At 42.3% G+C, this 14,937-nt stretch carries 13 protein-coding genes; 6 read left to right on the top strand and 7 right to left on the bottom strand.

Annotation, left to right across the window (positions count from 1 at the left end; genetic code table 11):
* Window positions 1-54: 54 nt before the first annotated feature.
* Both hutI and ACED29_RS16690 read left to right on the top strand, forming a co-directional pair.
* Window positions 55-1,287 carry an imidazolonepropionase gene (gene hutI, locus ACED29_RS16695; RefSeq protein WP_182742490.1) on the top strand — a complete coding sequence of 411 codons (1,233 nt, stop codon included), beginning with the start codon at window positions 55-57 and terminating at the stop codon, window positions 1,285-1,287.
* Between the two features lie 218 nt (window positions 1,288-1,505).
* A complete protein-coding gene (locus tag ACED29_RS16690) occupies window positions 1,506-3,167 on the top strand; it encodes an amidohydrolase (protein ID WP_371698141.1) in 1,662 nt (553 codons plus the stop codon).
* 177 nt (window positions 3,168-3,344) lie between these two features.
* On the opposite strand, the gene ACED29_RS16685 is transcribed toward ACED29_RS16690, so the two are convergent.
* Together ACED29_RS16685 and ACED29_RS16680 are read right to left on the bottom strand one after the other, a co-directional pair.
* Complete coding sequence (locus tag ACED29_RS16685) at window positions 3,345-4,415, bottom strand: hypothetical protein (protein WP_371698140.1); 1,071 nt, start codon at window positions 4,413-4,415, stop codon at window positions 3,345-3,347.
* Between the two features lie 657 nt (window positions 4,416-5,072).
* The gene (locus tag ACED29_RS16680; RefSeq protein ID WP_182698208.1) at window positions 5,073-5,312 is read right to left on the bottom strand and encodes a YdcH family protein; all 240 of its coding nucleotides are present in this window, start codon (window positions 5,310-5,312) and stop codon (window positions 5,073-5,075) included.
* Between the two features lie 180 nt (window positions 5,313-5,492).
* Here ACED29_RS16680 and ACED29_RS16675 point away from each other — a divergent pair, with 180 nt between their 5' ends.
* The gene (locus tag ACED29_RS16675; protein ID WP_371698139.1) at window positions 5,493-7,358 is read left to right on the top strand and encodes a DUF885 family protein; all 1,866 of its coding nucleotides are present in this window, start codon (window positions 5,493-5,495) and stop codon (window positions 7,356-7,358) included.
* A 74-nt stretch (window positions 7,359-7,432) separates the two neighbouring features.
* Here ACED29_RS16675 and ACED29_RS16670 read toward each other — a convergent pair whose 3' ends face one another.
* The gene (locus ACED29_RS16670; RefSeq protein WP_371698138.1) at window positions 7,433-8,626 is read right to left on the bottom strand and encodes an alpha/beta hydrolase-fold protein; all 1,194 of its coding nucleotides are present in this window, start codon (window positions 8,624-8,626) and stop codon (window positions 7,433-7,435) included.
* 212 nt (window positions 8,627-8,838) lie between these two features.
* On the opposite strand from ACED29_RS16670, the gene mtnC reads away from it, so the two are divergent.
* Window positions 8,839-9,519, top strand: a complete 681-nt coding sequence (gene mtnC, locus ACED29_RS16665) for an acireductone synthase (RefSeq protein ID WP_182723151.1) — start codon at window positions 8,839-8,841, stop codon at window positions 9,517-9,519.
* A gap of 60 nt (window positions 9,520-9,579) precedes the next feature.
* On the opposite strand, the gene ACED29_RS16660 is transcribed toward mtnC, so the two are convergent.
* Window positions 9,580-10,611, bottom strand: a complete 1,032-nt coding sequence (locus ACED29_RS16660; protein WP_371698137.1) for a hypothetical protein — start codon at window positions 10,609-10,611, stop codon at window positions 9,580-9,582.
* A gap of 136 nt (window positions 10,612-10,747) precedes the next feature.
* Between ACED29_RS16660 and ACED29_RS16655 the strand changes: the two genes are divergently transcribed.
* Both ACED29_RS16655 and ACED29_RS16650 read left to right on the top strand, forming a co-directional pair.
* Complete coding sequence (locus tag ACED29_RS16655; RefSeq protein WP_347690597.1) at window positions 10,748-11,170, top strand: thioesterase family protein; 423 nt, start codon at window positions 10,748-10,750, stop codon at window positions 11,168-11,170.
* Window positions 11,171-11,249: 79 nt separating this feature from the next.
* Window positions 11,250-11,507, top strand: a complete 258-nt coding sequence (locus ACED29_RS16650; protein WP_371698136.1) for a GNAT family N-acetyltransferase — start codon at window positions 11,250-11,252, stop codon at window positions 11,505-11,507.
* Window positions 11,508-11,547: 40 nt separating this feature from the next.
* On the opposite strand, the gene ACED29_RS16645 is transcribed toward ACED29_RS16650, so the two are convergent.
* From ACED29_RS16645 to ACED29_RS16635, 3 genes are all read right to left on the bottom strand, one after another.
* The gene (locus tag ACED29_RS16645) at window positions 11,548-11,934 is read right to left on the bottom strand and encodes an acyl-CoA thioesterase (protein ID WP_371698145.1); all 387 of its coding nucleotides are present in this window, start codon (window positions 11,932-11,934) and stop codon (window positions 11,548-11,550) included.
* A gap of 419 nt (window positions 11,935-12,353) precedes the next feature.
* Window positions 12,354-12,833, bottom strand: coding sequence for a hypothetical protein (locus ACED29_RS16640; protein WP_182723148.1), 480 nt, complete (start codon window positions 12,831-12,833; stop codon window positions 12,354-12,356).
* A 244-nt stretch (window positions 12,834-13,077) separates the two neighbouring features.
* On the bottom strand, window positions 13,078-14,871 hold the full coding sequence (locus ACED29_RS16635; protein WP_371698135.1) for a long-chain fatty acid--CoA ligase: 1,794 nt from the start codon (window positions 14,869-14,871) through the stop codon (window positions 13,078-13,080).
* Window positions 14,872-14,937: the final 66 nt, after the last annotated feature.

Here is a 14,937-nt window from a genome sequence, read left to right as displayed (position 1 = left end):
GCTAAAACAAGTATTGTTTAGCAAACAGTTATAAACCGATTTTGAGGGGATGTTATGTCGTGGGATCAAGTGTGGATTGATGTAAACGTGGCCACCATGGATACCAATATCCAAGGGGCTTACGGCGTAATACATCAAGCGGCCATTGCAGTAAAAGACGGTAAAATTGCTTGGGTTGGCCCGCGCAGTGAACTACCTGAGTTTGATGTACTGGCAACACCTGTTTACAGAGGCAAAGGCGGCTGGATCACGCCGGGGCTCATTGATGCACACACCCACTTAGTCTTTGCCGGTAATCGTGCCCACGAATTTGAACAGCGTTTACAAGGTGCGACTTACGCCGAAATCGCTCGCGCAGGTGGCGGTATTATCTCAACGGTTAATGCGTGTCGTGATGCCGATGAAGCCGAACTCTTTGAACTGGGCCGACAACGCTTAAACGCCCTAGCCAGAGAAGGCGTCACCACAGTTGAAATTAAATCAGGCTATGGCTTGAACACCGAAACCGAACTTAAATTACTTCGCGTAGCGCGTGAACTCGGCGAGCATCATCATATTGACGTCTGCACCACCTTTTTAGGCGCCCATGCTATCCCGCCAGAATATAAAGATAATGCCGATGCGTACATCGACCTCGTCATCAATGACATGCTCCCCGCGGTAATCGCTGAAAACCTTGCTGATGCTGTGGATGTCTTTTGTGAAAATATCGCCTTTAGTCTTGAGCAAACGGAGCGAGTATTAACCGCAGCTAAACAAGCAGGATTACAGATAAAACTGCATGCCGAGCAATTAACCAACATGGGCGGTAGCGCCTTAGCCGCCAAGCTTGGGGCTAAATCAGTCGATCATATTGAGTTTTTAGACGAAGCTGGCGTTAAAGCCATTAGTGAAAGCGGTACCTGCGCAACCTTGTTACCAGGGGCATTTTACTTTTTACGCGAAACCCAATTACCGCCAATTGAATTACTGCGCCAATACAAGGTACCTATGGTGATTGCCAGCGATTTTAATCCGGGGTCATCGCCTATTTGCTCAACCTTATTAATGCTCAATATGGCCTGTACGCTATTTAGATTAACCCCAGAAGAAGCCTTACAAGGTGTGACCATTAATGCTGCAAAAGCGCTGGGTATCGATAATAATGTCGGCAGTATTAGCATCGGTAAACAAGCCGATTTTTGTTTGTGGGACATCACCACACCAGCACAATTGGCTTACGCATACGGGGTTAATCCGTGCAAAACCGTGGTCAAAAAAGGTCAGGTAATTGCCCTACCGCATTAATCGTGCAGTAACCAGTCAGTTACTGTGATTTAGTCATCCGCCATGACAACAGCTTAACGTCTCATCAGAATTGGCCGTTAAGCTAATTTACAAATCCTTAGACAAAGGAGTTAAACACATAAAACGCTAATCGACATCCCATTACGCCTCTTGCCATTAACGATTAATTAACATTTAATGGGTACTGATTAAATGGTCGTATGACAAGGGATAACAAGATGAAAAAAGGGTATTTAGCGCTATCGATAGCATTGGGTTTTGCAGGTTTTAGCGCTAACAGCATGGCGCAAACCACACTGGTGCATCACGTTAATGGCTACACTCTCGTTGACGGCAAACTGCAAACCTTTAATGCGATTCAATTTACCGATGATAAAATTGATCAGTTATTTAACCAAAATCAAACCTTACCCACGGCGACTGATATCACCTTAATTGATGGACAAGGTAAAACGCTACTGCCTGGATTAATCGACGCCCATGGTCATGTACTGAATTACGGCTTGAGTCTGCTCACCGCTGATTTGACCAATACCAGTAGCGAGCAAGATGCTGTTGCGCGAGCTCAAGCATTCAGTAAAAAAAATCCCACCGATGGCTGGTTGATGGGTCGCGGTTGGAACCAAGAATTATGGGACAGTAAGCAATTTCCCAGCAAAGAAAGCCTAGATAAAGCCTTTAGCGCTAACCCAGTGTCATTTGGTCGGGTAGATGGCCATGCTATTTGGGTGAATAGCAAAGCCCTAGCGCTAGCCGGTATTTCCGCCAACACAGTCGCGCCAGAAGGCGGGGAAATTGTTAAAGATGCTCAAGGTAATCCAACTGGCGTACTTATCGACAATGCAATGAACTTAGTGTTTAACATCATTCCAGACCTTAACCAGCAACAACTTGAATCCACTTTAACGCTAGCAATGAACAGCCTTGCCTCTTACGGACTCACCAGCGTTCACGATGCTGGCATTAGCATTGCTAACATCAAAGCCTACCAGCAATTAGCCGATAAAAAAGCCATGAGCATTCGAGTCAATGGCATGCTGTCGGTAGAAGACCCACGCTTTGACACCATATTAAAACAAGGATTCATCACCACGGCTGACGATATGTTTAAAGTCGACAGCGTTAAAATATCAGCCGATGGCGCACTGGGCAGTCGCGGCGCTGCGTTAATCAAAGAATACTCAGATCAACCTGGCCATAAAGGCTTAATGCTTTACTCAGACGAGCAATTAGGCAAACTAATTTTACAGTCGATGAAAGCGGGATTTCAGGTCAACACCCACGCCATTGGCGATAATGCCAATCAAGTCGTACTCGATAAATACCAAACCGCGATTGCAGCCACAGACTCTAAAGCATTACGCCACCGCATTGAACACGCACAAATTCTCGATTTAGCCGATATACCGCGCTTTGCCCAACTTGGGGTTATCGCCTCAATTCAAGCAACACACGCTACCAGCGATAAAAACATGGCCGAAAATCGTTTAGGTAAAGCCCGTCTAGCCGGCGCTTATGCATGGCGAAAACTGTTAAATGCCAATGCCGTTATCGCCAACGGTTCAGACTTTCCCATCGAGTCACCTAACCCATTTTTTGGATTACATGCATCAGTTACCCGCCAAGATCATGTTAATCAGCCACTCGACGGCTGGCTCTCTAGCGAAAAACTATCACGCATCGAAGCACTCAAAAGCTTCACCATCGACGCCGCCTACGCGGGCCACCAAGAGCAATTATTAGGTTCATTAGAACCCGGTAAAAAAGCTGACTTTATCTTAGTCGAAGATGATTATTTTAAAATTGACCCACAACAGATTTGGCAAAATAACGTCATCGCCACCTGGGTCAACGGCCATCAGGTATTTGCAAAAGAGTAAGCTGAATTGAGCATGGTTTATTGGTAGGTAAAATAAGTAGAATAGGTCTAACGTTTTTTGGACGAAAGCTTGCAAACCTTCTAGATGAGAGTAGTTAAAACCATTAGTAAATCTATAGATAACATCTTAATAAATTAAGAAAATAGCCTGCGGTTATTAGCCCAGCTAATTAGTATTTTATGCATTTGACTTGTGCTGAACGATTTCCCAACATACTAGTGGAGTTTCATTTTTTATGAAGTTATTGTAAATCTTTAAAGATACATAAATATCTCTAAGTAATTGGGTGAAATGAGGGGCTATAGCAAAATGCATTATAGTCTCTTGTTTTTCTTTGCTTAGTGCATCCCACCAACTAGGTGAAAAAACAACATCAGTAAATATCATTAGGTAGGCTACTAAACGATTCAAATCATGACGACACTCTGTGAACGATTTAATAAAGGAGCATGATATGTAATCTAGGCTTGACCACTGTAACGCAATATAACCACCAACTTCATCGGATGAAATAGTTACACAAAGATGTTTAATATCTTTAGGTATTTCCTTATTCATAAGCGACTCGCCCTTGAAGCCAAACAAAGGAGCTAGAAGTGTTGAGCACATTAAATCAGGAATACATTTCAATCGTAAGAAGAGATATTTATCCATGTTAGAACTTGCCCCAGACAAATTGTTCATCAGCTCATTATTTTCTGAAAGCATTTGAAGAAGTACATATTCTAGATGTTGATCTTGATCTGCTATATGAGCCAACTCTTTTTGAGGATTATGCTGTTCAGGGTAGTCATAATTTCTAATGTTTCTTATTGCTTCTTTCAGCCCTCTATTTCCCTGGAAAGCTCTCGAAGCAGCTCTAAGGTGTAAAGCATTTAACTGCTTTACACTTGGCTCTATTTTTTCTTTTTCTATACAACGAAACAACTCGGTATCATGTTTTATACAAAAACCATTAAACACTGTCGCATTTGATACGCTAATTTTCTCGGGAAAATAAACGCCTTTATTATAAATCTCTTGTGTTTCAGAAAAGTCAGGAGAAGCAAAGTGATAAATATGCGAACTACTATCTGATATTTTTCGTAAAGATGCCTCTTGTACCGAGTGTGATTTAATTGCTTTACCTCGACAGTTTGTCTCACCAAGTAAACAGTATCGATTTTTATCGGTTAGTTTCTTATTCTGCTTCGACATCATTGCATAATGTGCAGACAATGGGATTTTGTTTTTATTAAACGCTGCCATATCTACCTTTATGTTACATGACGCCTTAGTGCTTAAACTTTGAAAGCACAAACAGCTTATCAAATTTGGTCGATGCCGAGTCCATATTCTTCGGTAACTCTTACTTAAAATAAGATGCTATCGGAATTATCTTATATACGGTAGTTATTTTTTGTACAAATATATAGCTAATCAATTGTTATAATTACACCTTTTTAAGTAGTACTTTGTGATTTCTGTTGTCCTTGCGAGTAATTTGGCCTCATTTCGCTGATCTAAAACCATCAGGATTCAATAACATTGAGGCCGTTGAAGAAAATAGCGTGAGCAGGCCAAGGATGGCCAGCTAGCTTTCGAGGGGAAGGGACGCCCCATCGGAAGCGTTAGCATTTTCGAATAAGGCCGAAGCCGGTTACAAACGAAGTTAAAAGCTGGATTCAACCACGTCGCGAAATTATCGCTTTTCAGATAATTTTGATGTGGCGGCTGGGAGTTCCAAGAGGGAACAGCCGTTGGTTTCCTCTTGGTCTGGTGTGGGCGAAGCGCCACGACCTTAGTGGCCGCAGGCCATAAATCAAAGATAATAAAAACAAATAAGAATTACAGAGATTGCAGCAAGAATTGACCATGTCATCACAACCTAAATGGTGACATAGCCAAAAATGCCGAATAAACGAATTAAGCTTGCGTAAACTGCAGGTAAAGCTTGTCTTTGAGCACGGTTCGGTCAAGCTTGGCTTGATGCATAAAGTCATCACTTGTTGGAGAGTTGCGCAACTCCAGCTTACGAATTTCAGTATCTAAATTATGGTACTGCTTTGCATCTTCTGCAAACTCAGTATCAGTGGCGGTTAACATCAAAATCTTGTCTTGATACTCAGGAAAATCAACTAATAACGCATGGCTTTCACCTAACATATCCTTCTCCATTTCATGTCAATGTTCAATAATGTTAGACCATATTTATACCTCATCGTCAAACTGACAGCGTTATTTTTCAATAGGTCGCACATAAAACTGCAACAGCTTAAGCCTCATAACTGTTAGGATATGCTCATATTCGTACTTGAATGCCACTATTAACGTAATGAGTAATCAATGAAAAAAATTATCCCTGCCATTATTATAAGTCTGCTTGCCACCGCTTGCTCTGATCCCAGTACAGCTAATAACAACTCAAAAACAGCCAGCGACCAAACAGGTAAGTCAGCGACCAAGCTAAGCCTTAAACAACAAGTAGAGTCGATCACGAGAGATTACTTTTTACTTAGACCAGAAATTGCCACTTACTATGGCGTGAGCGATGCCAGTATCAACGCCAAAGTGATGTCTAAACTCACCGACTACAGCCCATCTGGTGAAACTCACCGTCGAAAAGGCCTTAAGGCAATACTGAGTCAACTGAATAGTATTGATACCTCAAGCCTTAGCGATTCAGAGAAAATAAGCTTGAGCGCGATAAAATCGGAAGTAAAAGGCGCATTGCTGCCGGCTCAAACAGTGAATTATGGCACGGTATTAGGCGAATATGGTGTGTGGTTTTTACCCTACTCCGTCAACCACCTATCGGGTTTACAAATTGAATTTCCGGGTTATATGGAAGACAAATTTGCCGTAACCAATACCGATGAAGCGAACGCCTATTTAAACCGTTTAAGCATGTACCCTGCAGCAATGGGCACGCTTGTCGATAAGCTTAACCATGATGCCGATATAGGCGTCATTCCACCCGATTTTGTTATTGATAACACCTTACGAGGGTTACAGGCACAAATCAGCAGCCCGGCTAACATGCATCCTTTAGTCACCAGTTTTGGCGCTAAACTTAATACTGCAAAGGTTGCGGGTAGTGATGCGTTAATCAGCTCTGCCGCTGAACTGGTTGAAACTAAATACTATGCCGCAACTCGCCAACTAATCAATACGTTAGAAGCCGTGCGTCCAAAAGCAACCCATGAAGCTGGCATTGGTCGTTTGCCTCAAGGGGCTAAGCTATATCAGACACTTATCCAACATTTAGGTAACTCAACTAAAACCGCCGATGACATTCATCAACTCGGTTTGGCCGAAGTGGCACGGATTACTCTCGAAATGGACGGACTACTTAAAGAGGTGGGTTATGTTGACGGTACTGTAGGTGAGCGCATGCAAGTATTGCTCAACGACCCACAATATCTTTACCCAAATACGCCAGAAGGTAAGCAACAACTAATGGCCGATATTGATGCCGACTTAGCCTTAGTTGATGCCAAATTACCAGACTGGTTTGGCCGTTTACCTGATCAAGATGTCGCCATTGAAGCGGTACCAGATAGTCGTGCGGCTTCAACTAGCGGTGCATTTTATGATGCCCCATCGCAAGATGGTTCACGCAAAGGCACGTTCTGGATCAGCTTGTATGATACAGCATCACTGCCATCATATTCATTACAAACCTTGACCTACCACGAAACCAATCCAGGTCATCATTTACAAACCATTATTGGCTTGTCTGATGAATTGCCCCTGTTGAGTACCGTATTTTACTCCAATGCGGCTGGTGAAGGCTGGGCCTTGTACGCTGAACGCCTAGCTGCCGAAATGGGTATTTATGCTAATGACCCAATTGATAATATTGGTCGCTTACAATCTGAGCTACATCGTGCAGTACGTTTAGTGGTTGATACGGGCATGCACGCCAAAGGCTGGAGCCGTGAAAAAGCCATTGATTACGCGGTAGCGACTGAAGGTATTCATCAATCTGAAGCGACAGCTGAGATTGAACGTTACACAGTATGGCCGGGGCAAGCACTGGGTTATAAACTAGGTGAGCTAAAAATTATCGAACTTCGCGAAAAAGCCAAACAAGTTTTAGGTGATAAATTCGATATTAAAGTGTTTCATGATCGTCTTTTAGAAAATGGTGCATTACCGTTGGATTTAATGGAACAGAAAATTAATCAGTGGCTTGAAACTGCAGTGTAAACAATAACGCAATTAAAAATACGGGGCGAAATCTCGTCCCGTATTTTACTGTAATAAACTCACTAGAGTTAATTTTACTGCGCTTGATATTCAGCTAATTGCTGAGTGTATTTACTTTGATAAAACGGATGATCAGTATTGGCGAGCGCTTGTTTTTCAAAAGCGATTGCTTGGTCAATGTCACCTGCTGCGGCATAAACACTGGCTAACGAATGATAAGCGGAGTCAGCTTTTGGGTAAGCGTTAATCGTGTCTTGATATACACTAATGGCTTGCTCTGGAGGTAAACTATCAGCCAACGCTAGCAGTGAATCAATCGCAGGTACATCAAAGCCATAAACGTCATCTGAAAGGTGCTTGTAATAGGCTAGAATCGCCTTAGTACCTTGTTGTGACACCTCAGAGTCTGCCGCTAATACGGTATGCACATCATTAAATATCATCTCAATACCCAATGCCGTCGCCAAAATAGGTTGAGTCATATAATAGCTGCCATCAAAGCGCTTTATTTGATAATTCAATTTGCTATTGGCATGGGTCTGAATAATATTTTCAAGCGTCGCAAACGAGTCGAGCTGCCTTTGCTCAAAGTCGCTGTCGCTGGTGCTCACGAATAAAAATCGCGCCTGGTTTTTCATGCTTTGCAGCTTTTTGGGCGCATCGCTTAACACATAAGCAAACTCTTTAGAAAGTACCGGACTGGCAGCAATATACGCATTAAACAGACTAGGACGATTGATGAGGCTATATAGCACTAAACCCGCATTGCCAGTAAAACCATTAAAAATACGAAAGCCATTGGTACGATAACGTTTATCTATCGCTGGCAATAAGTCTTGCTCAAAAAAATCCAGTAAAGCTTGGTCGCCTCGTTGTTCAATGGCCTGCTTTTTCAACTTGCCTAGCCCTTGATGACCATCTGGCGCGGTGACAATGATAGTCTCTAACCACGGCCATCCGCCATTATGGCTCATCCAATCGTGCATTCCCGACAAATACAAATGGCTACGTGGATGTAAGTCAAATAACACCACATAACGCTTATCGGTTTGCTTGGTATAACCGTTTGGCAAGGTCACCACAAAGTCAGCTGGGTCACTAAATAGAGTGGAACTGACACTCAGGGTTTCAGTGTTAAGTTGCGGCAATACCTCAGTGGCAGACACCGCGCCTATGGAGAAAAAACTCAGTAATAGCGTGTATCTCGTTATACGGTTAATCCAAATGAGCGGCCATTTGAAATAACGTTTTGTCCCTGTTGTAAGCATGGTGCCTTCCTTGTAAAACTCGAGCATAAAGTTATACCTGAAGCTACCAGACCGCATCACTCAAGGCAATTTAGCGTTATCTAAACTTAGCTCACACCTTGCACTCAAAATCAGCGAATACAGGGGCAAAGTGATGAATAGCACTAGCCTTAATCCCCAATAAAGCATAGGATCATCATTAAGTTAATTATTGTTTTGGAGTAACAAGTCTTATGAGCATTAGAGCTATTATCGTTGATACCGCCGGTACCACTACCGATCTTAACTTTATTCAGGATGTGTTATTTCCTTACTCAAGAAAGGCTATGGCTGATTTTCTTGAGCAAAACCAACATAACGTAGTCGTTGATTATTGTATTAGCGATGTTAAAGATATCGCCCTAGAACCCGATGCGTCACTTGAGCGAGTCATCGAGATTTTACAGCAATGGATCGACGAAGATCGCAAACTTACGCCACTGAAAACCCTGCAGGGATTAATCTGGAAACAGGGTTATAACCGCGTTGAGTTTACTGGCCATATTTATCCAGACTTTATCGAGAGCATTGAGCGCATTAAAGAGAAAGGCATTCGTATTTACAGCTTCTCTTCTGGCTCTGTCGAAGCACAAAAACTGTTATTCAGCCACACCGAAGCAGGCGATTTAACCGGTTCGTTCAATGGTCACTTTGATACCCGAACAGGCAATAAATTAGACAAACAAGCCTACTGCAATATTTGCAATACCATCAGCTTGAAGCCAAAGCAGATTTTATTTGTGTCAGACGTAGCAGAAGAACTTGTTGCTGCAGAAGCAGCGGGGATGACGACTTGCCAAATGATCCGTTTTGCCGATCAACGTCAAGCTAAGTGTAAAAAAGTAACTAGCTTTAGTGAGCTAACCTTCGATTAAGACTTTAGCAGCACATATAAAAAACGGCCTCTTGGGTCGTTTTTTTATATGTGCAACTTATCAGCTGCTAGGAAATGCCGGTGAGATGCATTTTTTAACTTCAAAATGATAACCATACACAGCATTGATATCTGGCGTTATCTCAAGTATTTCATAATCATTAAGTTCAACTACATGCGACAGTGGCAGCTTTTGGCAGCGCGATTTAGCATTAGCCTCTAACTGAAAAGCAAACAAGGCAATGGCTTTGCGCACACTGGTAAAATACTGGCTGCGTAAATGGTTATATGGCCGCTTCGCAATCTCATCGATCACGTCACGTTCTTGAGCATGCACCAATTCATCAGCACTTTTAATCAACGGAGGCTCTGCAACCTCTTGCTGCTCACCTTGTTGTTTTACAACTAAAGGGGTGCCATCATCTGCGATTATTTCATCTTCTGTTTTGGCTTCAACTAATTGCACAACTTGTGGATCATCTAAGGCTTTCTCAATCTGCCCACCCAGGTCCATCAGCATGGCAAGGTGATACAGCACAACAGCAGCTAAAATCACCCGCACCCAAAAAGTAGTACGATGAAAATGTTGATGACTAATCAAGCGAAAATTGGTTACACCAAAAGGACGGAGTAAAAAAGACACGGCAAACATCAGCGGGAAAATAAGCTGCAGCACTAACAATACTATACAGCTCATCACCACACTCCATGCTGGGATATACAATAATATGGCAAAGTTATGAGTATAATTAAAACTACTAGCAGCCACACCAACCACATCGTTAACCACTGAACTTGAGCTTGCCAAGGCAAAATTAGCTACGATGGCGTAGAACAATAACAACACCGCTTTACCAGCCAGACTGTGCCACATGCGTTCAAATAAATGCCAGAACTCAATCGACATCGCCATGACGCTGATAATCGCCACCCACACAACGGAGTCAGTACAAAACAACAACACTATCGCGACGAGGTAGAGCTTTTGCGGCGCACTCAGTTGAGTTTGCAGCTTAGCAAATCGTGCAGTAAACACTGCCCAACATGACGATATCCATAAACTCGATGTTGTTAGATAAGTCTCTTTTCGCAAGGTGAAATCCTTATAAGTTCACTGGATATACTTACTGTAATAGCCACTGTCCCTTGTTGTTCATCGTCCAGACTGTTAGATTAACAGTTGAATTTAAACAAGCGTTTAATTTATTAATCCACAACAGAGAACCGCCATGAATGACTTTTTAGCTCAACATTCTATCAGCACAGACATTCAAGTCGCATGGGGTGAAATGGATGCTCTACAACACGTTAATAACTCAGTATATTTTAAGTACTTTGAAACCGCGCGTCTCGATTTCTTTAATCAAATTAACCTACTAAGCGATATAAAAACCACTGGAGTAGGTCCAGTATTGAGCGAAACCAATGCTCGCTTTAAGCGCCCACTGACCTTTCCTGACGCTATCATTGTTGGCGTAAAAATAAGTGACATTACTCAAGACCGCTTTGTGATGCATTACACAGTGTTCAGTAAAGCACAGCAAGCTGTTACGACTATCGGCTGGGCAAAAGTGGTGATGTTTAACTTCAAAACAAACCAAAAAGCCAAATTAACTCCAGAATTACTTGCCGCATTGAAGCTGCATGAATAACGATCTTTTATAACCGCATGAATAAAAAGATTAATTTTGTTTAAACAATGCAGCAATCAATAACAATAGAGAACAAGCCATGAGCAACCAAGAAGCTGTAACAGTGCAACATCAAGTCGATCGACATCGTTTTGTGGTCGTCACTCAAGGGGCTGAAGCCGTGCTCGAATACCACTTAGATGGTCAAAGTATCGATTTCCAACGCACCTTTGTCCCACTCGCTTTACGCGGCCAAGGTATTGCCGAAAAATTAGTTCGTACTGGGCTGGCGTGGGCTAAAACGGAAAATTTTAACATCAATACCAGCTGCAGCTATGTGGTCAAATTTATACGTTAAGCCCTTATGTTACCTAAAGCTATTATGGCTCATTAACACCTTAAACCGGACCCGTTAACGCTGCCAATTGCTGACGGACACACTCAGCGAGTGGCTCACTTTTTTCAGTTTGGTAATTATAATGCACCATAGTAGTGGTCGCTTCAGCGGTTTTTTTACCTTGCTGCCAACAGCTTTGTAATATATCGAAGCTGCTATTGCCTAAACGGCTAATATGCGTTTTAACCACAACTTCTGCGCCATAATACGTTGGCGCGGTAAAGGCGACTGTAAAACCAGCAATGATCATGTTCCACTTAGTTAAATCTTGGCCTGGATTTACGATTTCAAAAATGGGCTCACGAGCCGCTTCAAACCACACAGGAATAACCGTGTTGTTAATGTGTCCTAATGCGTCGGTTTCACAAAAGCGCGGTTTGAGGGTCATGCTAAATTGAGTGTCTGTCACAAAGAATCCTTTATTATTATTTTGAGTCCATTGACGTTTTGTTCGGTGAACAAATGTCATTAGCCCATTCTAACGACACATCTCACTCGAGGTCATCAAAAAACTCCTGAATACGAAAGTATTTATAGATAATGCGAGGAACCAAATTTAACACTTTGAAAAAATTGACTTTTAGATGAATATCGTACTCATCTATGATGGTCAAAATCAACTAAACAGACAAAATGCCATCAAATCTCGGCGAAAATCTTGTCACTCCGAAGCCAAACAACTATTCGACATATTTTCCTATCGCGTAAATACTGACTCCATCACATGAATGGACTCACTATTATTGCCGTTCGTATACTGACCCAAACGACAGAGCCACAAGTGAGTTTAATCAACGAAGAGCTGCTTTAATTTTTAGAGCCTTCTTCTGCAGCTATCTCCGCAAGAACAGATTTATAGTCTTCAACACTATTTAATCGATGTTGAACAAAAATTTGATATTGTGTGCTGTCTAAAATAAAAATTGAGCTAATTGTTATAACAGCTGAAACCAATTTAACAAGGAATACTCCAACGGAAAAATCTTCTATTATCACAACAGGAACCAGCAAAACCAAAAGAGAATATTGAGCAACTCTCAGCACTTTAACGGCAAAAAATGAACCTAGAATTACTTGGTAATTCACCAAGCAAAAACTGATCGATAAAACGGCTAGCACACCTAAAATCACTTCTGCTGAAGGGTCAAAATAAAAATTCAATGTAACAGATGCCGCTACTCCAAATGATATAGTCATCAACACAGAAGCAATTAAAAAGGTTATAAATGACAACAAGGGCGGAAATATCCCAACAGAAACATCTTCACTCTGCGAATTGTTGATCATGTACCACTCATCTCTGCAAAAATACCACTAGCCAACACTTTCTGGCTAAATTGATTGCCATAAAAAGACTGAGTGCTAGACCTAAAAACAGGCTTTCCATTTACCGTGATAATTTCCATAGTTCCCTCTATGTTGCCTCATTTTAAGAATGGCATTGTACCGCTACTGGAAATACTGGCAATTATCACTAAGTATTACGAAAAAGGACGCTAATGCGTCCTTTGGTATAAAGATTGATGGTTAATTACTTGCCATACATGGCATTAATTTCACTGTGATATTTACTGTAAATCATTTTACGACGTAGCTTTAATGTCGGCGTAATGAGTCCAGACTCCATTGAAAATGCTTCATGCAATAAGGTGAATTTTTTGATTTTTTCAAACCCAGCTAGCTCATGTTGCAACTCGATTAATCGCTGCTCGAAATGAGCCACCACTTGTGAGTGACGTAACAAATCAATTGGGTTTTCAACATGAATACCTTGCGCTTTAGCCCAAGTATTTAATGCTTCAAATGCTGGCACGATTAGGGCTGATACATAATTGCGTGCATCGGCAACAATGGCGACTTGTTCGATAAATGGGCAACAAGCCACCTTACCTTCAACTCGCTGCGGTGCTATGTATTTACCGTTTGAAGTTTTCATTAATTCTTTAATACGATCGGTAATATATAAGTTACCTTGCTCATCAATACGCCCTGCATCACCGGTTTTTAACCAACCGTCTTCAAAGGCTTCAGCAGTATCTTGTGGTCGATTGTAATAACCACGCATCACGGTGTCGCCACGTACCAAAATTTCGTCGTCTTTGCCTAGCTTAATTTGCATGGCATCGAGTGGCTTGCCGTTCGATCCCGATACGCGATTATCTAAGGTGTTACAAGTTACTGTGGCGCAGGTCTCTGTCATGCCATAACCACACAATACCGGCACATCAATGCTGTGAAAAAAGCTGCCAACATTAACATCGAGAGCTGCACCGCCAACAGGCATAAACTTTAACCTGCCACCCAATACTTGCTGTAGCTTACTGAAAACCAGCTTGTTAGCCAGCTGCCACTGTGCACTTAACCACAAACTTCCTGCAGCACGGCCTTGGCTAACGTCAAATTGACGTTTGCCTACTCTCATCGCCCAGGCAAACAGGGCTTGCCTTGGTTTAGAGGCTTGGCCGACTTTATCGTGTACTGCGCTGTATATTTTCTCTAAAAATCGCGGCACAACACATAAGGTATGAGGTTTTACCGCAACGAGGGCTTCTTTAATTCGATTCGTGTCATTTAGATAGACATTATGGCCGCCGCGACACAATACATACATGCTCCAACCGCGTTCAAATACATGGCTCAGAGGTAAAAATGCCAACGACACATCACCCGCTGTAAAAGGTAACTTACTGTCATGTTGATTGATCATTGAGGCAAAATTACGGTAGTCCAGCATCACACCTTTAGGGTTACCTGTGGTGCCAGAGGTATAAATCAGCGTTAATAAGTCATCTAGGTTGCTATTGGAAAGCCTGGTATTGAGTTCTGCGTTAATCAGCGGATTAAATTGCGCCGCTAATACCTGATCAAAATACACATGATTATCGGCATTCAGGGTCACATTCGCATCAAACACCACAATATGCTCTACGCAGTCTGCTTGAGTAGCAATGGTACATGCCATGTCGTATTGCTGTTGGTTACCGGCAAAAATTAATTTAGCTTGAGCATCATTAACAATAAACACCGCTTGATCGATAGTACTGGTGGGATACACAGGCACGACCACATTGCGCGCTTTTAGGGCGCCAATATCAGCACAAGTCCACTGTGGGCAGTTTTGGGCTAAAATAACCACCTTGTCTTGTACTTGTAAGCCAAATTCAATTAACAACTGTGCGACTGAGTCGGTGATTGTATTGAATGCACTCCAAGAGACAGTGTGCCAAGGGGCCGGCATATCAAAGCCTTCAAGGGCGATATTATGACCTAGTGACTGACCTTGTTGCTGCAGAAGTTGGACTACGTGGTATTGATCTAATGACATATGGCTGTGGCCTTTTTAGCTTACAGGTGTTCCGCTTTTCGCATTCTACATTAAGCGGCCACAAAC

Source organism: Shewanella sp. 5S214, assembly GCF_041439795.1.
Lineage (GTDB): Bacteria > Pseudomonadota > Gammaproteobacteria > Enterobacterales > Shewanellaceae > Shewanella > Shewanella vesiculosa.
The sequence above is the reverse complement of the archived record's forward strand: the minus strand, read 5'-3'. Positions and strand labels throughout refer to the sequence as shown.